This window comes from Holdemania sp. Marseille-P2844, from assembly GCF_900120005.1.
Classification (GTDB): Bacteria; Bacillota_I; Bacilli_A; order Erysipelotrichales; family Erysipelotrichaceae; genus Holdemania.
In genome coordinates, this window is the sequence record NZ_LT635447.1 from 128,251 (window position 1) to 150,827 (window position 22,577).

The 22,577-nt window shown below is 42.0% G+C and carries 39 protein-coding genes and 1 tRNA gene; 5 read left to right on the forward strand and 35 right to left on the reverse strand.

The window, feature by feature from the left end:
* From BQ7364_RS00710 to BQ7364_RS18260, 11 genes are all read right to left on the reverse strand, one after another.
* Positions 1–1,818 (reverse strand): hypothetical protein, encoded by a 1,818-nt coding sequence (locus BQ7364_RS00710; protein ID WP_072682913.1) that lies wholly within the window; start codon positions 1,816–1,818, stop codon positions 1–3.
* Complete coding sequence (locus BQ7364_RS00715) at positions 1,815–2,183, reverse strand: hypothetical protein (protein ID WP_072682914.1); 369 nt, start codon at positions 2,181–2,183, stop codon at positions 1,815–1,817. The genes BQ7364_RS00710 and BQ7364_RS00715 overlap by 4 nt, the downstream gene beginning before the upstream one ends.
* Positions 2,184–2,228: 45 nt before the next feature.
* Positions 2,229–3,296: a hypothetical protein gene (locus tag BQ7364_RS00720; RefSeq protein WP_072682915.1), complete on the reverse strand. Its 1,068-nt coding sequence runs from the start codon at positions 3,294–3,296 to the stop codon at positions 2,229–2,231.
* Between the two features lie 20 nt (positions 3,297–3,316).
* Positions 3,317–4,159 (reverse strand): hypothetical protein, encoded by an 843-nt coding sequence (locus BQ7364_RS00725; RefSeq protein WP_072682916.1) that lies wholly within the window; start codon positions 4,157–4,159, stop codon positions 3,317–3,319.
* A 36-nt stretch (positions 4,160–4,195) separates the two neighbouring features.
* Positions 4,196–4,271 (reverse strand) — tRNA-Met (locus BQ7364_RS00730).
* A gap of 30 nt (positions 4,272–4,301) precedes the next feature.
* The gene (locus BQ7364_RS00735; protein ID WP_072682917.1) at positions 4,302–4,781 is read right to left on the reverse strand and encodes a Gp49 family protein; all 480 of its coding nucleotides are present in this window, start codon (positions 4,779–4,781) and stop codon (positions 4,302–4,304) included.
* Positions 4,782–4,798: 17 nt separating this feature from the next.
* On the reverse strand, positions 4,799–6,457 hold the full coding sequence (locus BQ7364_RS00740) for a hypothetical protein (RefSeq protein ID WP_072682918.1): 1,659 nt from the start codon (positions 6,455–6,457) through the stop codon (positions 4,799–4,801).
* On the reverse strand, positions 6,454–6,711 hold the full coding sequence (locus BQ7364_RS00745; RefSeq protein ID WP_072682919.1) for a hypothetical protein: 258 nt from the start codon (positions 6,709–6,711) through the stop codon (positions 6,454–6,456). The genes BQ7364_RS00740 and BQ7364_RS00745 overlap by 4 nt, the downstream gene beginning before the upstream one ends.
* A complete protein-coding gene (locus BQ7364_RS00750; protein WP_072682920.1) occupies positions 6,695–8,359 on the reverse strand; it encodes a hypothetical protein in 1,665 nt (554 codons plus the stop codon). Before BQ7364_RS00750 ends, BQ7364_RS00745 begins: the two co-directional genes overlap by 17 nt.
* Entirely contained in the window at positions 8,356–8,838 is a 483-nt protein-coding gene (locus tag BQ7364_RS00755) for a terminase small subunit (RefSeq protein ID WP_072682921.1), read from the reverse strand. Before BQ7364_RS00755 ends, BQ7364_RS00750 begins: the two co-directional genes overlap by 4 nt.
* A complete protein-coding gene (locus tag BQ7364_RS18260) occupies positions 8,789–8,956 on the reverse strand; it encodes a hypothetical protein (protein ID WP_234973128.1) in 168 nt (55 codons plus the stop codon). The genes BQ7364_RS00755 and BQ7364_RS18260 overlap by 50 nt, the downstream gene beginning before the upstream one ends.
* Before the next feature lie 280 nt (positions 8,957–9,236).
* On the opposite strand from BQ7364_RS18260, the gene BQ7364_RS00760 reads away from it, so the two are divergent.
* The gene (locus BQ7364_RS00760) at positions 9,237–9,908 is read left to right on the forward strand and encodes a hypothetical protein (protein ID WP_072682922.1); all 672 of its coding nucleotides are present in this window, start codon (positions 9,237–9,239) and stop codon (positions 9,906–9,908) included.
* 105 nt (positions 9,909–10,013) lie between these two features.
* Positions 10,014–10,394: a hypothetical protein gene (locus tag BQ7364_RS00765; protein WP_072682923.1), complete on the forward strand. Its 381-nt coding sequence runs from the start codon at positions 10,014–10,016 to the stop codon at positions 10,392–10,394.
* A gap of 185 nt (positions 10,395–10,579) precedes the next feature.
* On the opposite strand, the gene BQ7364_RS00770 is transcribed toward BQ7364_RS00765, so the two are convergent.
* The 20 genes from BQ7364_RS00770 to BQ7364_RS17880 form a co-directional block, all read right to left on the reverse strand.
* Entirely contained in the window at positions 10,580–11,344 is a 765-nt protein-coding gene (locus BQ7364_RS00770) for a hypothetical protein (RefSeq protein ID WP_072682924.1), read from the reverse strand.
* Positions 11,337–11,594, reverse strand: a complete 258-nt coding sequence (locus BQ7364_RS00775) for a hypothetical protein (RefSeq protein WP_072682925.1) — start codon at positions 11,592–11,594, stop codon at positions 11,337–11,339. The genes BQ7364_RS00770 and BQ7364_RS00775 overlap by 8 nt, the downstream gene beginning before the upstream one ends.
* A gap of 65 nt (positions 11,595–11,659) precedes the next feature.
* A complete protein-coding gene (locus tag BQ7364_RS17610) occupies positions 11,660–11,905 on the reverse strand; it encodes a hypothetical protein (RefSeq protein ID WP_139248520.1) in 246 nt (81 codons plus the stop codon).
* 159 nt (positions 11,906–12,064) lie between these two features.
* Positions 12,065–12,370 (reverse strand): hypothetical protein, encoded by a 306-nt coding sequence (locus BQ7364_RS00780; protein ID WP_072682926.1) that lies wholly within the window; start codon positions 12,368–12,370, stop codon positions 12,065–12,067.
* 20 nt (positions 12,371–12,390) lie between these two features.
* Positions 12,391–12,771, reverse strand: a complete 381-nt coding sequence (locus BQ7364_RS00785; protein ID WP_072682927.1) for a hypothetical protein — start codon at positions 12,769–12,771, stop codon at positions 12,391–12,393.
* A complete protein-coding gene (locus BQ7364_RS00790) occupies positions 12,768–13,169 on the reverse strand; it encodes a hypothetical protein (RefSeq protein WP_072682928.1) in 402 nt (133 codons plus the stop codon). The genes BQ7364_RS00785 and BQ7364_RS00790 overlap by 4 nt, the downstream gene beginning before the upstream one ends.
* On the reverse strand, positions 13,166–13,381 hold the full coding sequence (locus BQ7364_RS00795) for a hypothetical protein (RefSeq protein WP_072682929.1): 216 nt from the start codon (positions 13,379–13,381) through the stop codon (positions 13,166–13,168). The genes BQ7364_RS00790 and BQ7364_RS00795 overlap by 4 nt, the downstream gene beginning before the upstream one ends.
* 61 nt (positions 13,382–13,442) lie before the next feature.
* Entirely contained in the window at positions 13,443–13,562 is a 120-nt protein-coding gene (locus BQ7364_RS18265; RefSeq protein WP_139248521.1) for a glutaredoxin, read from the reverse strand.
* An 84-nt stretch (positions 13,563–13,646) separates the two neighbouring features.
* Positions 13,647–14,399: a DNA-methyltransferase gene (locus BQ7364_RS00800; protein WP_072682930.1), complete on the reverse strand. Its 753-nt coding sequence runs from the start codon at positions 14,397–14,399 to the stop codon at positions 13,647–13,649.
* Positions 14,399–14,851 (reverse strand): helix-turn-helix domain-containing protein, encoded by a 453-nt coding sequence (locus BQ7364_RS00805; protein WP_072682931.1) that lies wholly within the window; start codon positions 14,849–14,851, stop codon positions 14,399–14,401. The genes BQ7364_RS00800 and BQ7364_RS00805 overlap by 1 nt, the downstream gene beginning before the upstream one ends.
* The gene (locus BQ7364_RS00810) at positions 14,851–15,768 is read right to left on the reverse strand and encodes a tyrosine-type recombinase/integrase (RefSeq protein WP_072682932.1); all 918 of its coding nucleotides are present in this window, start codon (positions 15,766–15,768) and stop codon (positions 14,851–14,853) included. The genes BQ7364_RS00805 and BQ7364_RS00810 overlap by 1 nt, the downstream gene beginning before the upstream one ends.
* Complete coding sequence (locus BQ7364_RS00815; protein WP_139248522.1) at positions 15,765–16,064, reverse strand: hypothetical protein; 300 nt, start codon at positions 16,062–16,064, stop codon at positions 15,765–15,767. The genes BQ7364_RS00810 and BQ7364_RS00815 overlap by 4 nt, the downstream gene beginning before the upstream one ends.
* Positions 16,065–16,159: 95 nt before the next feature.
* Positions 16,160–17,125, reverse strand: coding sequence for a conserved phage C-terminal domain-containing protein (locus BQ7364_RS00820; protein ID WP_072682934.1), 966 nt, complete (start codon positions 17,123–17,125; stop codon positions 16,160–16,162).
* 3 nt (positions 17,126–17,128) lie between these two features.
* Positions 17,129–17,302: a hypothetical protein gene (locus BQ7364_RS17875; RefSeq protein WP_159432737.1), complete on the reverse strand. Its 174-nt coding sequence runs from the start codon at positions 17,300–17,302 to the stop codon at positions 17,129–17,131.
* Positions 17,263–17,766 (reverse strand): HNH endonuclease, encoded by a 504-nt coding sequence (locus BQ7364_RS00825; RefSeq protein WP_083538318.1) that lies wholly within the window; start codon positions 17,764–17,766, stop codon positions 17,263–17,265. The genes BQ7364_RS17875 and BQ7364_RS00825 overlap by 40 nt, the downstream gene beginning before the upstream one ends.
* Positions 17,763–17,996 carry a hypothetical protein gene (locus tag BQ7364_RS00830; RefSeq protein WP_072682935.1) on the reverse strand — a complete coding sequence of 78 codons (234 nt, stop codon included), beginning with the start codon at positions 17,994–17,996 and terminating at the stop codon, positions 17,763–17,765. Before BQ7364_RS00830 ends, BQ7364_RS00825 begins: the two co-directional genes overlap by 4 nt.
* A complete protein-coding gene (locus BQ7364_RS00835; RefSeq protein WP_072682936.1) occupies positions 17,989–18,528 on the reverse strand; it encodes a glucosaminidase domain-containing protein in 540 nt (179 codons plus the stop codon). Before BQ7364_RS00835 ends, BQ7364_RS00830 begins: the two co-directional genes overlap by 8 nt.
* The gene (locus BQ7364_RS00840; RefSeq protein ID WP_072682937.1) at positions 18,525–18,839 is read right to left on the reverse strand and encodes a hypothetical protein; all 315 of its coding nucleotides are present in this window, start codon (positions 18,837–18,839) and stop codon (positions 18,525–18,527) included. Before BQ7364_RS00840 ends, BQ7364_RS00835 begins: the two co-directional genes overlap by 4 nt.
* Position 18,840: 1 nt before the next feature.
* Positions 18,841–19,104, reverse strand: a complete 264-nt coding sequence (locus tag BQ7364_RS00845; protein WP_072682938.1) for a hypothetical protein — start codon at positions 19,102–19,104, stop codon at positions 18,841–18,843.
* 31 nt (positions 19,105–19,135) lie between these two features.
* The gene (locus tag BQ7364_RS17880) at positions 19,136–19,291 is read right to left on the reverse strand and encodes a hypothetical protein (RefSeq protein ID WP_159432738.1); all 156 of its coding nucleotides are present in this window, start codon (positions 19,289–19,291) and stop codon (positions 19,136–19,138) included.
* 141 nt (positions 19,292–19,432) lie between these two features.
* Between BQ7364_RS17880 and BQ7364_RS00850 the strand changes: the two genes are divergently transcribed.
* From BQ7364_RS00850 to BQ7364_RS00860, 3 genes are all read left to right on the forward strand, one after another.
* Complete coding sequence (locus tag BQ7364_RS00850) at positions 19,433–19,789, forward strand: helix-turn-helix domain-containing protein (RefSeq protein WP_072682939.1); 357 nt, start codon at positions 19,433–19,435, stop codon at positions 19,787–19,789.
* Positions 19,790–20,098: 309 nt separating this feature from the next.
* Positions 20,099–20,500 carry a hypothetical protein gene (locus tag BQ7364_RS00855; protein WP_072682940.1) on the forward strand — a complete coding sequence of 134 codons (402 nt, stop codon included), beginning with the start codon at positions 20,099–20,101 and terminating at the stop codon, positions 20,498–20,500.
* Between the two features lie 2 nt (positions 20,501–20,502).
* Positions 20,503–21,228 carry a YHYH domain-containing protein gene (locus BQ7364_RS00860; RefSeq protein WP_072682941.1) on the forward strand — a complete coding sequence of 242 codons (726 nt, stop codon included), beginning with the start codon at positions 20,503–20,505 and terminating at the stop codon, positions 21,226–21,228.
* On the opposite strand, the gene BQ7364_RS18575 is transcribed toward BQ7364_RS00860, so the two are convergent.
* The 4 genes from BQ7364_RS18575 to BQ7364_RS00880 form a co-directional block, all read right to left on the reverse strand.
* Positions 21,204–21,446 carry a helix-turn-helix domain-containing protein gene (locus tag BQ7364_RS18575; protein ID WP_369802522.1) on the reverse strand — a complete coding sequence of 81 codons (243 nt, stop codon included), beginning with the start codon at positions 21,444–21,446 and terminating at the stop codon, positions 21,204–21,206. The genes BQ7364_RS00860 and BQ7364_RS18575 overlap by 25 nt on opposite strands.
* Positions 21,447–21,738: 292 nt before the next feature.
* Entirely contained in the window at positions 21,739–22,053 is a 315-nt protein-coding gene (locus BQ7364_RS00870; protein WP_139248523.1) for a hypothetical protein, read from the reverse strand.
* Between the two features lie 5 nt (positions 22,054–22,058).
* A complete protein-coding gene (locus tag BQ7364_RS00875; RefSeq protein WP_072682942.1) occupies positions 22,059–22,316 on the reverse strand; it encodes a phage holin family protein in 258 nt (85 codons plus the stop codon).
* Between the two features lie 13 nt (positions 22,317–22,329).
* A partial coding sequence (locus tag BQ7364_RS00880) for a DUF4406 domain-containing protein (protein ID WP_369802521.1) occupies positions 22,330–22,577 on the reverse strand: 248 nt, incomplete at its 5' end.

Sequence of the window (22,577 nt, forward strand, 5' to 3'; positions counted from 1 at the left end):
CTATTTAATTTTTTTAACAGGAACGTACATAAACCTCAGTGCTGAGATCGACATATCCCGGTTGTACTCGTTATTGCCAAACCACACGCTTAAAAGCTGTATTTTTTTAAGTGAACAGTTACGGGTGAAGGTTTTTCCGAAGTTGATTACAGTCCATCCAAAGGAAGACCATGCGAATTTAGACCACATGTGGCTGTAAACCTGAATGTCCTCGACTTCTTCCTCACCATCCCGGCTATCCTCTGTAATATACCGAATTTTAATCCGGGTTGGCGTATCGCCGCGCACCATGACAAACATTTTTTTGACCGTTTTAAGATAATCAAAAAGTCCGAATTGCATAAACGGAGTCTGGTAATAGCTGTTAATCGGATCGCCGAAATCATTGAATTTAGGCGTTAAGCCGACCAGCCGATCGCCGCGCGCGTGAAACAGGTCTTTGTCATCCACCACCCAGTCATTGACGTGAAAATTATCAAACAAAAACCAAGCCAGCGACTGTGCGTCAAAATCAGGATTGCCGCTGTACTTATACGGACTTGTCGTGTAATCCCACAGATAAACCTTGCCATTAATCGCTACCCAGTATTTTCCGTCAAAATTCACTGTTCTTGCTTTCGGCAGATCAGTTTCCTGCAAAAGCCCCGGACTTCTGAATCCGCCGTTAATATTACGGCTGATTACCTGCACATTTCGTTCACCTTCGATGAGCGTCGAAACGAGCGTACAAGCGCCGTAGACCGTAGAAAGCCAGGTCAGCTTGTTGTCCAGGTACTGGATGCTATACGGGCAATCACAGCCCATCTTGGAGTTAAGCAGCGTGCTGTCAAACCGCGCCTTACCATCCGTGGTGTTGACGTATTTCAGCGTAAACATTTCAGACGGTTTGAATACAATCAGCGTGTCATACTGCTCCCCAAAGCCGACGATGTCCTGTTCGCCGTTGCCCAAAGAATTATAATTGTTCTCTGGAAAATAGCTTGCGTCGAATACATCAGAGTAGTAGCAAATACTGTTACCATTTCCAGCCACAAACATCCGGCTGTTATTACTGCCACCATAGGCCGTCATAAATTTACACTTAAGGATGGAATCAATATATTCCTGCTCCGTTTTGTAAGCTGTGATTACGACGTTGTTCTGCCCTTTCTCCGGCGCTGTCGTGAAGGTTACCTTTCCAGCTTCATAATCGACTGTAAATCCTTCGGTTACTTCTTTACCGCCGATCTCTACTTTGACCGTAGGGCTGGTGTCAAGCTTGTCCTGCGTCAGCTTGTACTCTTTACTTGCGCCGTCGCCATTGAAGGTGTTCTTCCAGCCTTTGCCCAGCCGGTTATAGTTATCAATGAGGTCAGAGTAATCGCCCGCCGGCGTGCGGTTGATAACCACATCCGGGATAAACGGATCAACAGGTTTAACCTCTTTGTTGTCATAAACGACAAATTCATGGCCGTTCAAATAATAGATATTTTTGTTGAAGTTCAGGAACTGTCCGGCGGACTCCGTAAGCCCGTCATACAGTTCTGTGATTGCTCGCGTTAACTTATCATAAGCACAAATTTTTGTACCGGCATGAACGATGACCTTATCCCGATACGATCCCAAAGCATAAATCTCACCCGGGAAGACCTCGCTGATCCACTCCTGTCCATACCTCTTGCCAAAGCTGCCATTACGCATCATACGATTGAGCATGGCCGGGCTTTGATTGCTGGTCAGGTTGTACTCCAAGTCTTGGATATTTAATCCACCTGAACCGGGGTTAGGAATCTCATAGGTCTTATACGACTGCGGTTTGAATGACGGCTGCTGAATCATGAGTAGACATCCTTAATCTTGCGTGGGATGTACTTAGTTACCGTTATCTTGGCGTTCGTGTACTTGGTATTAAAAATACTGAATTTACTTAAATCGTCATCAATGAAAAAGGCAGCCGCTAAACCATAAGGCAGCACCTCACGGCATACAGCATCCTCATAAGGCAGCTCGTCTTCTTTACTCGTTACGACCGGGCAAATCAGTAAAGGACTCTTTCCCAGAAACTCGCGGACGTGATTATTCAAGTCAAAATTTTCAGACAGCAGGACATTGATATTGTCCATGTAGTAATTGTCATAGTCCTTTGAGGTCGGCTTTTCAAACATCAAATTCTTTGTGAGTTTATAGAGTTCTTGAACCGTCATAGTATCACCTCTTTTTTAATAGAAAGAGGGGAAATCAATCCCCTCTTATGCTGTGGCTTCAGACACAACGACATCCGACGGAAAACCATCGTAATACTTATCATCGCGTTCTTTATAAGCGTAGAATTTGATCGTCTTTTTCGTAACATCGCCCAGCGGCGCCGTGTAGATTTTAGCCGACGCAGAATAGCGCGGGTCAGAATCATCGTCTGTATATTTGACTGTAAAGTTATTTGTCGTGATTGTGCCGGTTGCTGCTGCGATCGTCGGTGCAGTTGCCATTTTGGAAGCCAGCACGCAGGTGTAAACGCCCAGCGCCTTCTCACCAATGACAAAGCCGTCGCCGATGAACCGGCCTTCCATCAGATGTCCACTGATGCCCGGAGGGTTCTGATGAATGTTTGTGTCCCAGATTTTTTTCGGAAACAGCAGGCATTCCTTTTTGGCGATCATGAACTGCACGCCTTCCGGTAAATCCTGATCGGCAACTTCAATGATCGGGAAGTTTGACAGCTTGCCGACCATACCGTTAACCAGCACTTTTGTTCCCAGCTTTTCCAAATTCAGAAATTCCGGGCAGGTTACCAAAATAGACATCATTGAGGTTGGGATGTACAGATAGACATTGTTAAACGGAATATGGTTGTTAACAAAGTGGCTTTTTGCCTTGTTGATCTCGCCGATAAATGTCGACTTCGTCAGTGCGTTGGCTACGCCTACGATCTTTCCAGCTCCCGTCGCCCAGGCATGACCGACTAACTGGTCAAAGTAAGGGATAACCTGTTCTTCCAGTTCTCTACGCACTACCTTGCCAGCATTTTTGATCATGTCCTGCTCTGTGTTATTACCTTTGTCAATGGTCATGCTGAACGACTTATCTGTGCGCATGGTTAAGCGCTGCGCTGCGTCCTGCACTTCTTTCGGCGTACCGTAGCGGCTCATGCCACCATTGCGATCATAATCGTTCAAAGACTGCGTGCGAATGCTGGAAATCAAGATATCCTTAACTCCATCAAAGTTATAATCGGATGATGCCTTGTCCGCAAAGATTGATCTGCGTGTCCATGTTTCCGCGACCTTATTTGCCCATTTCTCTCTTAAAAAGATAGCCATTTTTCATTCCTCCTTTAAATTTAGCTATCAAAGCCAAGTAAAAAAGCGTCCTCGTCGTCTTGCGGTTTACCCTTGACGTTGCCCAACGCTTTTTGACTGTTGTCTTTGTTTTTGATCAGTGCAGCATAATCAGCCTTCAGTTTTTTTAGCTCATAGGCTCTATAAGCGCTCAGCATCGTTTCCCCTGCCGCCATTGACTGCATAACGTCATCCGGCAATTTCGTAGGATCGACGTCTGGGTACTCACTGACAAATGCCTGGTACTGAGCCGCAAAAGCTTCTTTTTGTGCCTTCTCTGCCTGCTGCTGTTGGGTTAGTTTGGCTTGCTTTTCCTGTTCCTGACGCTGCGTTAGCTGCGTCTTAGCCAGCTCCTGCAACACGGCTTCGTCTGTGTTCGGGTACTGCTTTTTTAGTTCCTCCACATACTGAGCTGTCGCCTGATTCTGGTTAAACTGGGAAAGTGCCTTGATATAACCGGCACGATCCATGCCCATCTCTGCCGCCATCTGATCCAGCATGGTCAGTTCTTCGGAATTCTTTAGTCCGTCGTATTGCTGACGCAGATGGTCATAGTCCATGCCTTTCTGTGCTAATGCCCGGGCTTCTTCCTCGCTCAGTTCCTTTTCTACTCCCAAGTGCTTCACGGTCAAAATGGGTTTCTTTTGATTTTCTGCATTGGTTTCTGGCTTCTGAGTTTCGGTATCTTCCGGCTGCTGTTGGGTTTCGTCCTCGCTTGATTCTTCCTCCGTAAGTTGGTTTCCCTCATCGTCATCTAAATCAAAGAGATCGTCTAAATCAATGTCGGAATGGGTGTCTTCCGGCGTTGCTGTGGTGTCCATTGTCTGATTGGTTTCCTCAAACATTGGGTTCTCCTTTCTTGCGCTTCGCGCATTGATAAATGGTGGACTTTGCAGGGCTTGAACCTGCAACCTGTCGCTTATGGGGCGATTGCTCTACCAATTAAGCTAAAAGTCCATATAAAAAGCGCGATCGCTCGCGCATGTGTTATTCCTCAATTTCGCTGACTTCTGGTGACATCATCGAACGTTCAAATCCATGAGCCGCTGTCGCCAGTAAAAATCCGAGGTACTCCCAGATTTTATTGCCGATCCGCTCCATGCAAACGGAGCAGCCAACACTTTGGTCATAGTTGCTCTTATCAACGCAGGTTGAGGTTTCATTGATTTCAAAGCCATTAACTAAACGGCATCGTACAAGCGTTGTCTTACCTCTCAACGTTGTCGGATCGACATCAGAAATAAACCGGTCGACCATGTCCTGACTTACTGATACATCTGATTTTGTCAGCTTGGGATTTGGGATAATCGGCAGGTAACGACGGTCAAACACCTTTTTAGGCACAAAATACTTATACCCAGACTTGCAGGTTACCAGCATTCCTTTTTCTCCTTCAGTAATCTTCTCTGTGCTATGGCTGGCTTTTGTTGGTTCTGCTTCAACAATTTCAATGTGAATGTACTTCATTTTCTTTTCTCTCCTTTTTATATCAGTCCAGCGTCAGCTGGTGACTGCTGCATTGCTTCCGGATCAATTCCAGCTTGCGCCAAGGCCATTGCTTGGGCTTGCTGTTCCTGTTCGATCTGCTTCTTTTTAATGCTGTCGATCAGTTTTTGCTTATTTTTAACCATGTGATCCGGGATATTTTCCAGATATGTCACTGCGTCCTGAATTACGCCTTTGGTTAATAGATTGTCCATCGTCTGAGCCTGAACCAACTCCGACCAATAACTGCTTGTTCCGATATCTACGTTCAGGTCATAGTTCATTTCGCGCAGCGCCGAAAAGTCAAGATCAATAATGCCGCCTTGCATATCATCTTCGCTTTCAATTTTTGCCTGACGGGTGCCGTAATAGGCTGCCATCATGTCCACCATGATCCGAACACTATCCTCGACAAAATCAAAAAAGTTCAGCCGCTGATTTTCGAGCGGAATCGCTGTTGCCTGTTGTGTCGCAATGATTGCTGATGTATTGTCAGGCTTAACATTGCCCAGCGCTGCGTCTGAAGCGCCCATAAAGTCGCGGGTATAATTGATGCAGGTGTCGATCAGCTGAAGGATTTGATTGCTGAAATCTGGCGTTTGCGTGTATCTGAGCAAATCGCCAGCCAAGTCCATCCGTTCGATTGCGATTGCGTCATTAACTGCATTTGTGATCTCTGCGACTTTACCAGAATCATAAAGCAGCTTAGGGAAGCCATTGTTTATGACAAAGACCATACACATTGCAAACAGCTTATTAACAAAGATTTGGTTTGGGATCAGCCCTGTTATCGGTGACTGTCCGTGATAGCAATTCTTTTGCTCCTCCCAGTTCATATAGGCGATCGGGTACAACGTCATCCCCGTATCGACTTCTTCTTTTAGGACGATGTCGCCAACAGTTTTCATATACTTCACGGCTTTGACTTCTTTTTTTATCGGAAGTCCGGTATATTCATCAACTTTTTCCACGGCTTTGTTTTCTTTATACAGCTTGATGATAACTGTACAGAGTTTATCCGTGTCGTCGTCATTTACCTGCGTGCTGTCGTTGTCTGGCTTGATACTGTCGATCTGTTCTGCATTCAGCCCATTTTCTTCAGCTTCCAGCTTCACGGATTCGATGCTGCGACGTTGGCTGATCAGGATATACGGCTGCGCCTGAACGTCCGTCGAATACGGATTACCGAACATAATATTGACAGCGTCGATCTGGTCGACTTGGATAATGCCTTTCACTTTCTGGCCAGTTTCCGCGCTTGGGTCAAACCAAAAGTAAAAGCAGCCATCGCCTGTGATTGCTGCTTCTTTTAGAATCTTCCGGGTCTTTGCTTTGAATTTGCTCTTTTCCAAGGCGCGGTCGATCTCTTTTGCGATCACCTTGGATAACATCTGCTGATCCTGATTGTCCTCGTTAAACGGCGTAATTGATATGCCAATATCATCCGACACCAGCATAGCAATCTGATAGCCGATAACACGCTTGATAAAGTTCATCACCGGTTTGTCTAGGTCTGGCGCATACACGCCTTCCCACTGTTTTCCGATGTAAAAATTGTGATTCTTTTTGACGTTGTCATATAGCTCAATTTTAGTATTAAAGCTGACAGCATCATCGTACTCTCGTTTAATCCCCTTCGGGTCTTTACTGATCTTCATTCATTCTCCTTCCGGATCGGCGGCTGCTTCGTGCCGTCAAATTTCATGAGGTTTTCAAACTGCTTCACCTTCGCTTGTTCATCAGGTGATAGCTTTGTCTTAGACATTTCACTTGCAGCTGATTTTTTCTTTTGTTCGCGATGGTCGTCACGAACGATCACCGCAACACATAAAGCAATGATCGCCAGAAAAAGCAAAAACACAAAAATCAGTGCGATCAAAACCGCTAATAGAAAATTAACCATTTCTTCCAAAATTCAGGAAGCTGTCATAGCTCCCTGCTCTCCTTTCTTTTTCTTCTTTTGGTTTTTCGTAAACCATTTTTTGTTGTGACCTGATCTGATGAGCAATTGCTAATCCCATGACCAGATCGTCGTGTTCCCCTTCGGCTGCTTCCGGTCGGCCTTTATCGTTTTTGACAAATACCAGCATTTCGCGAAGCGTGTCCAAGTCGTTGACCAGCTCCGGCGACTCTCTCATGATCGTCACAAGGTTGGCCACGATGACCGGGCGCGTGGCGCTATTGGTATTAAAACCGTACTTATCGGCGTAGTCCTTGGTAATTTTGTCGACGGACTCTCTGACGTACTGCCGAGGATATCGCAACCGCTGAAGCTCTTTGACTGGATAGGTGCTGAAATTAACCTCTAATCCAATCAACGCGGTGTTATACCACTTACCAAGGCAATACATCTGAGCGGTATATAATCCCTCGTCAGTCTTCTGCTCGCGATATCTCGCCACTTGTGCGCCTGTCGTGTTATCTAAGACATGCCCCGTAAAGTAGTCTGATCCGTCGCCTGCCGTATCACCGCCAAGCACATAAGGGCAAAGCGGGATCGGCGATTGATAGATTGCGATCTCACCGCGGGGATCGTCGACAAATTTAATGCTGCTGTCGTCGATCAGCTCGCCGAAGCGAGGATTGATATAGGTCTTATATTCAAATCTTCCGGTCCGCTCAGGCTTGCGATCTGTCAATTCGCGGATGCGTGCCATGACCTTTTCATTGTCAAATACCGGGCGGCCAGTCATTAGGAACGCTTCTTCCGGGCAGCTTGGGTACTCTTGTTTAAACAAATCCACATCGCCCGAGCAGTTTGCTTCAATGCACCAGCGCCGCCAGGTCAGCTGATCCAGCGTTAGGTTATAGGCGGCTTGCAGCTGCTTTTCTTCATCTGTCAGTACAAAACCGTCATACGGCATAGCGTATTCCGGCAGCTCGTACCAAGCAAAAAACAGCGGGGTAAATCCAGATTCTCCCGCTACTGCCTGATCCCAAAGCTCTTTAAAGTGGTCAAATCCGTTGGCTGTCGACTCAATCGCTACAAAGGTTTTAGGATCGTTCGGAACAGCTTGAAGAATACCTGTTAATGTGCTCTTTTTAGTGTTCGGCGGCCAGAACGCATACTCAGATATATGCACATTGCGGATCGTCGAGCCACGCCCTACGCCGTCCGATCCGGCCGTCGACACCTTGATATAGCTACCAAGACCCGGATTCTGAATCTTTTCCAGCGGATCAAGCGTCGGATTTTCAAACGTGATTTCCCGCGCATTTTGATTGCGCGTCATCGGCCTGATCTGAACCGGGATGTTATCCAAAAATGTCTTAAACATACCATACAGATTGGTCGTAGATTCCGTTATATGCGCTATGATCAGCGATCCTGTGTAATGCTGGTTTGCGGTCAGGTAAAACAAAAAGGCTTCTGTCAGCGTGCTAAAGCCCATCTGACGAGCCTTTAAGATAATATAGCGCATTGGCTTTCCTGCCTGAAAGTCCTTTTTAATCGCAGCGTAATACTTTTCCTGTGCCGGATTCAGCTTCAGCGGTTCCAACGTGCCTTTTTTTGTTTTGATTTTTAAAAATCTCTCAATATAATCGTGTGCTGATATCACATCTTTATACCCTCTTTATCTGATTGTAAAAAAGATTCAACGGATCCCGTAATTTCCATGGAAGTCTTATTCACGGTTTCAATCCGGTCTGTCCAGCCGAAGTTTTTAATTCCGAAGATATCGCCTGAATTCCCACGCTCAATTAAGCGATCTTCATACTGTGATTCTACTTTTAATTTCGCCATTTTGACCGAGTATGAAAATTCTTCGCGGTTTTCGTAGTCCTTCAGCATGTCTTTTGTGAAGCCTATGTAGATGCACATATCAGTTATTTTAAACGGTTTTTCATTTGCTTCAGCCGTTTCAAAATAATTGTTCAGCGCCGCTTGTAAGGCTTCTGGAGTTTCGTATTTTAAAGGTCTTCCGACAGGCGCTTTCTTTCTTGGCCTTCCAGTTTTCTTTTTCAGCTTCTTTATTTCTTCACTTTTTTTAGCTGGTTTCTTCTTTGCTGGAGCTTTCTTTTTCTTTTCTTCCGGCATTTTCGTCACCAGCCTTTCCAATTACATTCCCACAGCGGCACTCATACCAAAAGACCTTGCCGTCTTCCGTTTTGCGCTGCATGTCTTTCCTGCATTTTGGGCATTTCACATCAATCATCTCCTTTTGGGTAAAATAAAAACATGCCCGGGATTGGCATGCTTTAAGGGGTGCGACGCTAGGGGATAACGCCGCTAACAAACGAAAGATTTATCGTTTTTATGTGGCCTACCCATTAAGGCCACACTAACATAATAGCACATAAATCCTACCGACCGCGGTCGGAATTTATTTTTTTACTTTTATTTTTAATTTACACCTTTTTTAGTGTAGAAAGGATTGACATTACACCCGAAATAGTGTAATATGTTGATAGGGAATAAAAAAGGAGTGAAAGATCATGAGTTATCAAAGAAATCTTATTAAAAATTACAGCAAGTACGTCACAATGAAGCCATTACTTACAGACTTAGGTATATCTTCGTCTAATTATTACGCCTATATGGCAGGCGAAGATACACGTCTTTCGGAAGAAGCGTGTGAAAAAATCATTCAGGCTTTACAGCAAAGGCCAATTAATTATCAGCCTGAACCATATCCAATCCAAATAAATGATTGGACAGAAGAAGAATTCAACGCAAAAAAAGAAGAACTTATGATGTCGTTTGTCGAAAAAAAAGAAGACTGCGGAAATGTCGTCTTAACTGAAAATATGTTTAAGGAAATATTTCTTCTTTATCCGAACAGCTTTGATGAAGCTTATCTTCTTTTCGATATTAACGAAGAAGAGATGCATGGTAAAGATGAAGAATTCAAAAAAATCCTGTGGACTGCATATAGTCCGTGTGAATCAAACCTCAACCCTGAATCTGATCGGGAAAAGGATGAATACAGAGGGATATTAAAGTATCTTTCCTTCACCCTCGATCAGGCATTGATATACAACACAGCAAAAGAGCTTGGATACTCAAACATATCCATATCAAATTTCATGAATAAAAAAGAAAATGAATGGGTAACTATCGGCACGCTGCGCACCCTGATCGACGCTATTAGGAGGAAATCATTATGAAAATGTCATATACTCTGGATTATATAAACTCTGATAAAGTGCGGCAGGATGACATCAGAAAATTGGTCGGAATCAAGTAAGGACACCCATCTAAAGGAGAAAAATATGAAGAATACACAAGGAAAGAAAATAACAACCGTAAAACAATTCATCGCTGAATTTGACGGTTGTCCGTGGTTCAGCCTTGAGGGGCTGATTGGACTGTATAAATACTACCAAAATCAAGAATCAACGTTCTCCGAGGAAGAAGAAATCAATTCACAAGCGATCAGCATGGAATGGAACGAATGTTCAAGCGCGGAGCTGATAGATGATTACCAAGAACTCAATGAGTTCAAGGAGTGGCTCAAAGAGAATGAAGATCTTCGCGATGAAATGCCTGAAAGTGAATTCATTGAAACACAGGCTGACGCGATCGCTGATATCATAGAAGAAAATCATATTCCAGTTATTAAACTCGGTGGTTCATTCATAATTTATAAATAAAAAAGAAAAGAGACGATCTTCGTCTTTTTTCTTTACTTTAGGACTTGATTACATTTTGAGATATGCTATAATGGAATCACAAAGAGCTATAGTCGTCGCTGAAAGATGGCGCACTGCTGCAAGGTGGGAGCGACGTGGATTGAAATGGTTGTAGATTTATGTTGAATAATAAAAAAGCCTTATATCTAAGGCTTTTTTATTATTTTAATCATTTTGCGAAGAATTGAATCTACACGATCAATGACAACAGATTTTGAAATAAACAATTCTTTTGCAATATCGCTGTACGATTTCTCGTAAAAAAATTTTTCTCTAATTAGTTCTTTGTCAGAATCCGATAATTTCTGTAATACGCTATCAATCTGACTTGTAATTTTGTAAGCTACACTGTCGATCATATCTTTTTCAATCTTTTCTTTTTCCGTGATCAGAGCATTTTTCTTATCACGATATGCTCTTGCCGACGCCCTTCCACCTCTATTATCTTGATGTTTTTGGCATAAGCCTTCAAGTTCGCACATGATGTCCACTATTTTATTGGTATACAGTATTTTAATTTTTCTCTTGAAAAACTCATAACTGTAAAGGTTACGCTTAAGCTGCTCAATCTCATCTACGTTATTCTTTTTTGTTTTTGAATTCATCGTGCCGTCCTTCCTTAATTTTCTGATTATATCAAGGTATTTTTCTACACCAGCTTCATCTAGATACCTTATTGTGTTTTTAGTCACAGGAGTATCATAAGTTATTTCGATATCACTCTCATACTTATATAGTGTGGCTAAATCGTAAGGTAGATTTTTATTGTAACCAGCGCCCGAAGCACCTTTATATCTAATTACGGATGCCCCGTAATCGTTAGGAAACACAAACCACCAACGATCATAAGTATGAAATTCTGTTTCTTTATGTTCTTCTGCATAAAGAAACTTTTTATATTTTTCAAACATCGTTTTCCATAAATCCTTCCATAAAATCACGTTCCATAATTTCTTTTTCAAGCTCTTTGATTCTGCTTTGTAACGTTACGTTTTTCGATTCTTCTTTTTTCAAATCAAAATCCAGCCTGCGTATAGCGCGAAGCAATGCGTTGACCGATGCTGTTTTTTCATACAATGCTTTAGCCGCCTTTTCATTTTCATTTGTGAGCAGATCGATCTCACGGATCAATCGCTTCCGTGTTTTAAGCCATTGTTGCATTGAATATCCCTCCTTTAACCTTGCAATATTAGTGATATATTATCTTGCATGTACTCAATCATCATTTAACGCTTTCTGAATAAGGACAACTGATCGCTTTCTTCCGCTGGATACTTTTTGGTTTTTTCAAGGACTTCCTGATCCCAACATAAGCGGCAAATTTGATCAATTGTTTTGCCTTCTCTTAATTCTGTCTTACATAAATCTTTTACGGCTATATTATATTGCCACGGACATCCATCACAACCTCCCGGAGATTTATTATCAACAGCTCGTGGAAAGATACTGACTAATAAATTTCTAGCTTTCATGCGTAATATTCGACCTCCAAATGCTCACAAAGTAGCCACATAGCAAAGCACAAAATCGTTTGCACCAGATAAACTTATGTTTTAGATTGCAAAATGTGTCACCCCGTTCCGTGTACGAGAACGCACAGTTCCTGCAATGTTTATAACAACGTGGTAATTTCATTCTTCAACCTGCCTTTTATAGAATCTTCCAGACTCAAATTCAAATTCGAAATCAGCAATTAGACGGTACGCGTTGTACTTCTTATCCAACACCCACATCCCAAGTTCAATTTCATCAAGTTTTAATGGCGGGTTGTCAAAGTGTTCTTTTAATTGCTTGCGTAATTCTATATTTTCACGTTCCAGCCTATTGATTTCACGCAAGCAATCTTTCGCCATATTTACGAAATTTACTTCAAAGGTAAAAAAATTTTTATCTTTATATTTTTCGATTAATACCTCAAGATCATGTTTAACATTCATTATCTAAGTACCTCTTTCATTTATTTTAGAACCCGTTCTCTGTTCGCTTCGGCTTCTTCCTTTGTGCGGAAAAGCCAGCCACATTTTAATAAAGCTACACAGTATGAATAACTGAAACTAAATACAAAAGGATAAACACAATCACCATAATCGCAGACCCACCATGCAGTTTCACCGTCTTTTGGTTTCCACGGTAATTTTTCGATTTCATACATGAATAATTCATTAATATTAACCTCAATAATCTCAGATTCTTGCCAACCATTAAATAATTTATCGAACCATAGTAATTTACCGCCTTCAAATTTGAATTTATCCTTACATGCATTATTTGTAAGCAAGAATTCTTCTCCTTCATCAACGCCGAAGGCTTCCAGAAGTTTTTCATAGTTAATTTTCATTTTTTCCCTTTCCTTTCCACATAATCGTCAATTTTTACGGGTTCATCATCATCCCAATTTATTAAATTAAATAAACTGTTAAACATGTAAAATCCTAAATTGGCAGAACCACACCATACACAATGATTATTATCTTTGCTTGGCATTGAGTTATATACATATAAATCGCCATCACAATCCCTTGCAATGAAATTATAATTTATGCTAATTGATTTCATGATCGCAAGTTCATTGTTACTGAATTGTTTCTTTTCTGGCTTTGCTTCTTCATCAAGCCATTTCAAAAATCTTCCAAGGCAACCACTGCAATCTCCATCGCAATATGCATTGTATTCTTTGATATAACATTGGCAACATAGTATTTTAATCTGCTCCGCAAACTTTTCTTTATTTTTCATTCTTTTCCACCGTACACCGCTCTGTAATGTGCTTCGTCCTTTCTTTTTAAATTATCATTTTGCTGGCGTAATCCGAGATTTTCACGTTCAAGTTTTTCGAGATCAATTTCAAGGCGAGCGATAATAGCAGTTAAATCATCCGCTTTGTCCACTCTATTCGACACCCTTGTTACCGCTTTATAAAAAAGCTCAGCTTCTTGTTTAATGTTCATTGCATTATCACCTTCCCCAGCCCTTTTTAGGACTTCAAATGTTGTAAATCATCGTTTTGCTTTATTTTCTCCAATATCCAAGACGAGCTGCCGTTTCTTCAAACTCGTCAATGTTTATCAATTCCGGATCAATTCCGTTATTCTCTGCAATTCTTTTCGCTGCTGTCAATGGCAGAATCATTTTCTTTTCTCACCCGCAGAAGACCGTTCGATCTTTTGCTGCAATTTTTTCTGATTTCTTAAATTTGATCATTTTTCATTTTCCTCACAAATCTAAGCATACCGGTACATCCGATAACATTTTCTCTTTAGCCGCTCTGTAAAATTCTTTCTTGATCTCAAACCCATAGCAATTACGATTTAGTTCAGCGCACGCTCTTAATGTGCTTCCGCTTCCGGCCACCGGATCGATTACAACATCGCCCGGGTCGGTGTAAATCTCAATCAGCCTTTTCAAAACCGGTATTGGTTTCTGCGTTGGATGAATTTTCGGATATTTACCCGACTTATCCCATTCAAACCAATCAAGAACCATCTTCCCGCCGTTGTTGAATTTTGGAAGTTTGTCACGATACAAGACAAGCGCTGTTTCCGTTGCACCACAGATTCGCATGTTGGCTTTCAGTACCTGCGAAGATGATTTCTTAATGAAGAACAGAGGTTGTGTGTGATTGAAGCCAAACTGTTTGGCATAATCTGTGATCTCGTTCAGTTGCTGCCAGCTGCAGAAGACAATCATGCACGGCGCTTTTCCTCTTCCTTTCGGCTCCGGCCTGAGAAGCCGCGTGCAGAACTGGAAAAAGTTATAAATCTTGAAATCCTTATCCGTGTCAAAGAATTCCTTTCCCGCCTTATCACTTTCGCCATTTTTGTTGTCGCCGCCGATATACCAATCAGAACGGCTTCCGTAAGCATTAATCCCGATGTTGTACGGTATATCCGCGATGATCAGCTGCGCCCGTGGGATCTGGTATCGTTTAGCGTTCTCAAAGTGATCGTTGTATAATTCGATTTTCATTATTTGACTACCTCCAAGATAAAGCCCTTCCCTTCGCTTTCATTTCTGAAATGGCAGTTAAGCCCGTAAGCTTTCATTACATCTGTTACTTTTTTCTTGCCGCCTAACTGTATCACTCTCATCGGATTCATATACACATTTCCAAATTTCGCGAGGTGGGAAATAACATATTCATTTAAAAATATTTCGTTTTTACTCATTTTTGGAGGAATGCAGTCACATATTTTTTGATCATATTCAACTGGCAGATTCACAGCAGCCTTTACTTTTCGCCATGTCAAAATCGTACCGTTAAACCGTCCCGATGCAATTTGCGCGAATGTATTGTAGTTAATTCCGCACATTCTGGCGAATTCTGCATGATTCATTCCTCGCTCTCTTTCATACTCATAAACAAGTTTGATATTCTTTTCATACTGCTCTTTTTTTATCGTATATGCCGATGAAGCCATCAGTATTTCATCCTCTCTATCGCTTTCCGCTGCTCAAGCAGCGTACTCTGTGCATAAATCTGTGTTGTGTCCAGTTTGCTGTGACCTAAGATGGTCTTAAGGTCAAAGTAATTACCACCTGCCGCCAGATATTGTTTTGCAAACATGTGCCTGAAAGCGTGCGGGTGTGCGGAGTCCAACGACACCTTAGCCATCCCGGCCAGCTTCTGAATCCGTCGCCAAATCGTTGAATCGGCATACATCTTGCCAGTTTCAGGGTTATAGATGATCGGACCCGACTTGATTTTGTTTTTCCGGCAATACGCTTTCATTTCCCTGAAAAGCTCTTGCCGGATCGGTACGTCACGGGTTTTTCCTTTGTTGGTCACCCGGATCGCCTTGTTGTGATTGGTGCAGCGTTCCAAATTTTCAACGGTAAAATATCGTAGTTCTGATATTCGGATGCCTGTGTTTCCAAAGATTTTCATTGCCATATACGTTTCGGCATGATTCACTATTTTCTTTCTCTTTTTTTTGCTTGTTTTAATCTCTTGATTTTTCTTCTCCGCTTGCTTCGCAAGAAGGCTTGCCCTGCGTAACAAACGCTCATAGTCAACAGGGCTGATCGCATCGTCAAACGATGTGGATTGTATCTTGAGCTGCCCTACACACAAATCAGGGCTTCCGAGCCAGCACAAATATTTGTTGGCAACGACCACAAAGCTGTTAATCGACGATTTTTCATAGCCTGACGCTACAAGATAATCCCGGTAGTCCAGCATTTTTGCCTTGGTCAGCTCATCGGCCGGATCGAGATAATCGATCAGCTTTTGGATGTCACGGCGATACTTGTCTAACGTTCTTTTGGTCAGTTCATCTTCACTCCGTACCGCCGTTAAAAATTCGTCGAGCCGTTCTGCGAGATCGTTTTTTTTCAAAACGGCATCACCGGCCAAAAATACGCGCCGTCATAATAGGCGACATTGTTATTGACCATGTCCTTGATTGCGTCCTGTACCGACTGTGTCGGCCACTGAAGGACTTTACTTAGGCTCTCGACTGTCCTATACCCTTCGCGCATTTTAGTCAGGATCACAGGATTACGATCCTCGCAGTCCTTGTACCGCTGCTCATATACTTCATTCGGATCAATGCGTTCAAAGTTAAATCGCATAACCACAACGCCCTCCTCTGGATCATAGTGATCGTCTACAAGGTCTTGCGTTAACTTCATGGCGCATTCGTTGCATAGCACCAGTTTGCCTTGATACGTTTTACACACATGCCATTCGCCACATAAATCACAAGGCAATTTATATTTCTTGCTTGTCATGACTGTTCCTCCTCTTCAAGAGGTGGCAATCCTGCTTTCTCACGCTCCATGTAGGCTGGCAGTTCATCCACGCGAATTTGCTGATCTCGGTAATTTCTGAAATTCTTAGCGCTGAATAACGTTGATGGTTGGAGATAGCGATTCATAGTGTTCGAGTTTTCCCACTCAGCGACTTTTTTCTTGACGATTGTAAAAAAGTCTTGTGGATCGAAACCTTCTTGTAATCGTTCCTGTGCATACTGCGTGCAAACGGGATCAGTTGGCGAGAAATTCTTCTTTGCCTTGAAGTTGAGATAGAAAATCACATCTCTGACAAATTCTTCAATCGTCCGGCCGGACATCTGTTCTCCGAAGAACACGTATCGAATTTCGAATTCCGCATTTCGAATTCCGCATTTCGAATTACGAATTCCGAATTCCGGTGACTTTTGCAATCCGTTGATTTCATCTGATTTCAACTCTTTATTTGTTATTTCCGTCCGATCACCGCACAAACTTTCATTGATTTCATCTGATTTCAAATGATTGTTTTCTTCATTCACTTGATTTCTTCTGGCTTCATCTTCTTGATTTTGTTTTTTTATGATTTCTTCTTGTTGTTCTTCCGGTTTTTTGTCCGGATAAACGTCCGTGATCGGCTGCGGAAATTTAGGTTTTTTGCTGCGAATCTGTTGATGATTTGCCCATGTTACAACGCGCAAATACTCCCGATCCTTAACTGTGTAAAATTCGATCAGACCTGCCGCTTCCAACTCGCCTATGTTGTTGTAAAATTCTTCGTCGCTGATGTTCGCTGCGATCAGCGGAAAGCAGGTATTTTTAATAATTTGACGGCTGCCGTAATAGCAACCGTAGTCATCACATTTGACGATAATCCGATAAAACAAGCGCTCCGCTTCGGCGCTAAGTGCCGCGAGCGTTTCGCTTGTACAAATACTTTCTTTTATAATTCTGCTGGGCATGGGTCACCCTCCTATCTTTGCGTTGCCATAAACTGCTTTATTTAACTTGTTGATCACCGCTTTGTACTCGCTGATTGACAAACTTTCCTTTTTCATGATGTCGAAGACCTTTTTAACGATCTTATTCGTTTTGTCTTCTAAATCAATTTGAGCGCTGACAGGTTCTTGCTTTGGCATGGCGTTTCCCCTTTCCGATAAATCACCGACTCTTCTGTCCAATCTGGATCGTAGAATTTTAAGTAACTGATCGCAAAGCGGATCATGTCCGCTCGATCGCTTGTCTGATCCGCTCGTCTGTGGCACTCACGGCATGCACAGACGATATTGCTTGCAACACCTAAACCTCCTTTGGATCGCGGAACTACATGCATTTCAGGAAGACCTGGAGCGCCGCAGAAGATGCAAGTACCATGATCTCGACCATAGACAACCTTTTTAACTTTTGGAGTAATGCTGACGGCCTTCGCGCGGGCGCTGGACGGCGTTTTGCGCAGCGGGGTCTGTTGCCTGTACTCTCTTAATGGACAGCCAGCGCACACCGTTCCGGCTTCCTCTAGCGGAATTTCAGTTCGCTGTTTCGAGCAGTAGAAATATTTTTTGCCTTTCCGGCTGCGCAGCTTGCGACAGATCATGTTATTCATGACTCAATAACCTCCTGAATGTTATCCATCGCCTGCTGTAAGGACTCCAAGGCTTCTTCCAGCATGTTCACGGCATCGTCTGCCTTTTCATAGCGTTCGCTGCCTTGAAGATTTTCCGGCATGTTATCCCGGTACTCTTCTTCTTGATCTTTGCAGCTTTCTAAATCTTCGTAAACGCTGGCGATTAAATCGTTGATTTGATTGAGTGTGGCGCGGCGCTGTTTATTCATCTCTGAATCCCTCCATGATTTCTAAAATCGTTTCCGTGTCATCGTTCGCAGACCAGTATTCCGACTGCTGAGCGACGGTTATTAACCCGTTAGTGTAGTAATCAGCCATCAGGTTAAACATGGCTGTAAGGCCATCTCTGGGCGTTGCGTAACGGCAATATCGTTGGCCACATTTAATGCCTGCGGGATTGTTATAATTGATCCACAGATTGGATTTACCCCATCCGGTTTCTAACGCAAACCGCGCGGCGGCGTAGGCGGAGGATATGTCAGCATCCTCAGCCATTTGATCAAAGACTTCTGCCGGGATACCTGTGCGATCCTCAAATCGTTTGCCTGTCCCCGGAAAGGGATGGTAGCTGACCACAAAGTCAGCGGTATAGGCAGGATCGGTACTTGGTAAGTCGGCAATGTAGATAGCTCGCGGTGGCAACGAATACTCAGTTTCTGCCATTGAGCGATTGCTTATTGGATAAGCTGAGATCAGGGTCAAGCACATCGCCGTAGCCATCAAACTACGCAGCTTTTTCATCGATCCACCAACTTTCCGAGGGCGGCTTTGCGAACGTGATAATAACGGTTCAAATTGATTAGCAAATCAACCAGCTCTTGTGCCCTGGATATTTCGTTGATCGCGAAGCAAGCGTCCCAAACGGCTAAATTTCGAAGAAAATACGAGCAACTTGGATCAGATTTACTTCTGATCACGATTCTGACAAAATTTTCTTCTATCGTGACTTCCACGCAAAGATCGGAATTTAAATCTTCCAAATTACGCAGCGAATTCATTGATATATTGAAGTTTGCTTTTACAATCGGAACGAATACTTTATTTGTTGTCATTTCATTTTCCTTTCCCGGTATATCTTCTTTTTCCTAAACCGTAATAATCGACGAAGCACTCCGTCGGAATACTGGATACGACTGGCAGCTTGTTAGGATCAACGTCGTAAACTTTTTTCAAATTCCTTATGATCGAGCAAGCCGTAGCATTTGAAACATCCAGAATTCTTTCAACGTGTTTTGACCTCAAGAATGGCTTTTTGAGCAATTCTTCGGTTGTCATTTCTGAGTCTTTTTTCAGACGAATGATCTTTTCTTCTGTCATGTTTTCCCCTTTCGTTAGAGTAAGAGTTTACTTATCCTTTCTTTTTTTCCGAGGGCTGCGCAGCGCATGCAGCCATGAAATTTGACATCGCTTCAAGCAGTTTTGGGATGTCGGTCGGAATCTGTGATGCGGTGTTTTTTGCAAATTCTTCAGCCTGAGCCTTGGTCTTTTCGATTTGTACTGTCATTTGATGTTCACCTCCTTGTTATCTTTGATTACATTATAGTAATCTATGAATTACTTGTCAATAATTTTTGTTATCTTTGATAACTTTTGCAATTGCCTTTATCTTTCGTTAGTGCTATTCTTTTTATGGGAGGTATCAAAAATGAACGAGCGAGTTAAATTATTAAGAAAAAAACTAGGGTTAACCCTAGAAAAATTCGGCGGTGAGTTAGGCGTTACCAAAGTCGCTATTTCCAATATAGAAAGTGGCAATCGCAATTTAACTGAGCAAATGATGAAAGCAATATGTAGAACTTGGAACGTTAACTATTTTTGGCTCAGAGATGGTTCAGGTGAAATGTTTATGGAAGCTCCTGAAACAATTGTAGATGAACTTGCTGATGAATATAAACTTTCTGAAGTTGGTAAAGCGCTGGTGAAGTTTTACGTTAACCTCGATCCTGCGCTGCGCGATCTATTTGAAGCCGAATTACAAAAAACATTCCAAATAAAAAAGTGAGGATTTTGCTTTCCTCACTTTTTTATGAATTCTCGTATAGTCTTCCAATACAGCCTTTCCAAAAATTCTTGATTGTCGATCCGCTGAATCATTTCTATTATGTATTTTTTTACTTCGTCCAGCTTCATCTGCATTCCCTTTCTAATTTATTTACCCCAAGAATATCATAAAAGCCGAAATTTGTAATAAAATCACATAATTTGTCCGTGTACACGGACAAATGCAGAAATTCAACAATTTTATTTGATTTTTCGCATACTTTGTGATTATTATTATAAATTATGATATTATAATTTTGAGGTGTATAACATGAAAGATTTTATATTCTGTGCGGTTTGTTTCTTGATTATTTTATCCATTATCTACAAGCCTAAAAACGAATATGAAGTAGCTTGCCAAGTGCCAGATGAATACCAAAAAGGATGGTATACAATTGATCGAGACTGCTATGAGCAAAAAGGAAAAGAATTTAACCATCAATTCTCATACAATCCCAAAACAGGCGAATATACCTTCTTGGTTGAAGATGGTGTTTGGGGATACTACGGTTATCAATATGTAGAATTGAATAATGGAAAAGAAGTTCGTTATGAGTTCTATGATAATGATACAGAATATCATTGTTCAATCGAGACTTGCCCAAGAGAAGTTGACATTATGGTTTCTGTTATGAAAGATTGCGCTGATAATTTAATGATTCTTGAAGAGTGATTATGAAGAAGATAATTACTCTTATTATAATACTTTTTGTATTTAGTACTGCACCCGTTTTAGCACACCCAGGAAAAACCGACGGTAACGGATGCCATACGTGTCGAACTGACTGTGAAAAATGGGGCTTAGAATATGGCGAATATCATTGTCACAATGATGGTGATACTAGCTCCTACTCGGTTCCTAGCACGCAAAACAATAGTAGTTATAGTAACAACTCATCAAGTAGTAGTTCCAACTCATATAGTTATTCAAAAGATTCTGATCCTGTTTATAACCACAAAGATAATACTAATTCAGAAAAAGTAAGTCCTGAATACTTTGATGCAAAGAAACAAGGCGTTATATTCAATACCAAAACTGATTTTTTCATTGCAATAACCATTTATACCGCTATTGTCGGTTTTATTTTGCTTATATTATTTGATAGACATTATGCAGCTTATGAAAAAAATTGTAACACCGAACTGAAGAACGAAAAGCAAAAGCTGTTAAATGAATATAACAATAAAGTTCAGAATCACGATAAATCCTACAACCTCAAAATTAAAAATCTCAACCAGGTTATAAAAGAATCCGCAGATCAGAAAGTTCTTGAGTATTTGTTTTCTCGCTATAAAGGACAGAAAAATCCTTATACAGGTAAAATCATCGAATCTGTAGATGATATAAAAGATTATCTTGAAAGGTATAAAGAAAATCACAAGGATGATTTTATCTTATAAAGAGATTCTACTTTTACATCTAATATATTAGCGATCCTTTCCAATTCATTGAGTGTTGGGGATCGCTTTTCGTTTTCTATATCGTTGAGTCTAGTTTTACTTATGCCCGTTAACTCAGACAATTTTCTCAGTGATAGACCTTCTTTTGTTCGTGCCTCGTAAACTAATATTTTTATCACTCGGTTATTATAGCAAGACACACCATAATTTTCCTTCATATGTGTCAATGGTAAATTCCTTATATTTCCATGCAGACAGACGAAAAAAGACGAAAATGTTCTTTAAACTATGCAAATAAAACAAAAAAACAACTAAAAAACGCTTTATTTTTGAAAATTTTTAATATTTTTTAGGCTTCTTATATTCCGCTCATCTGCTCCATTACGATTTAAGCCCTTAACAAAGGGCTTTTTTATTTCATGGCACGATTGTGGCATGATATTTCTAACCTTATTATATATAGGCAAAATAAAACACCCCACCCTCCGGCATTGGAAGGTGGGGTGTTTGCTATTTAAGAGGCAGCTGTTTGACTTTTTCCAGTGCTGTTTTGACTGTGCCATTACCGCCGAGCGCTTTATAAGGCTTGTTGAGCTCCTCAAGCTCCTCGAGGTCGTCGGTGGTCACGTATCCACGCTGGATGATGTAGGTACACTTTTGTATAAGCCTATCGTGGAGCACGGCTTGGACACCAAACTTCATATTTTGGTTATCAGCCAATACTTTTTTAAAATTTTTTTGGATCGTCTTATAGAGCATTGCGAGGATGCCAACGATACAAGTCCAGCCAAGCTCCATGATGTGCGTAGAGATAAACTCAAGCATTAGGCTTACTCCTTATTAGACAGCTGCTTGATTGTCTGGTTGAGGCCGGTAGATGCCCAGCCGGAGATCGCGCCGATCATAATGGTCTGCGCTGACCAGTCGCCGGTGGCCAAAGGCGCAAGCGTCGCACCAACGAGAAGCATCGTGGCCGGGATGTACTTGTCTGGATAATGCTCCGTAGACTTGAGGGCCGCGCCGATCGCATAACACGCAGCCAGCACCAGTGGCATTAAAAATTGAGTGATAATTTCTGTGATTTCCATTACATTTCCTCCTCTAGTCCTTCAGGACTGTAATCCCATAATTTACGGCACAATCATGCTCAATTCGGCACCCCCGGGCATCCTGCCACCCCGGCGCAAAGTAAGCGCAATCTGCGTCCGCAAGCATCCAGAGTGACTTTGCCAGGTACTGCAACGGTTTAGCTCCGGGGCCAAAGTCGTCGAAGTAGGTGTCCAGGACCTCATGATCTCCGATAGATGTCTGGATTTCTTCGATAATTCGGTTTCGTTCCATGAGGATTT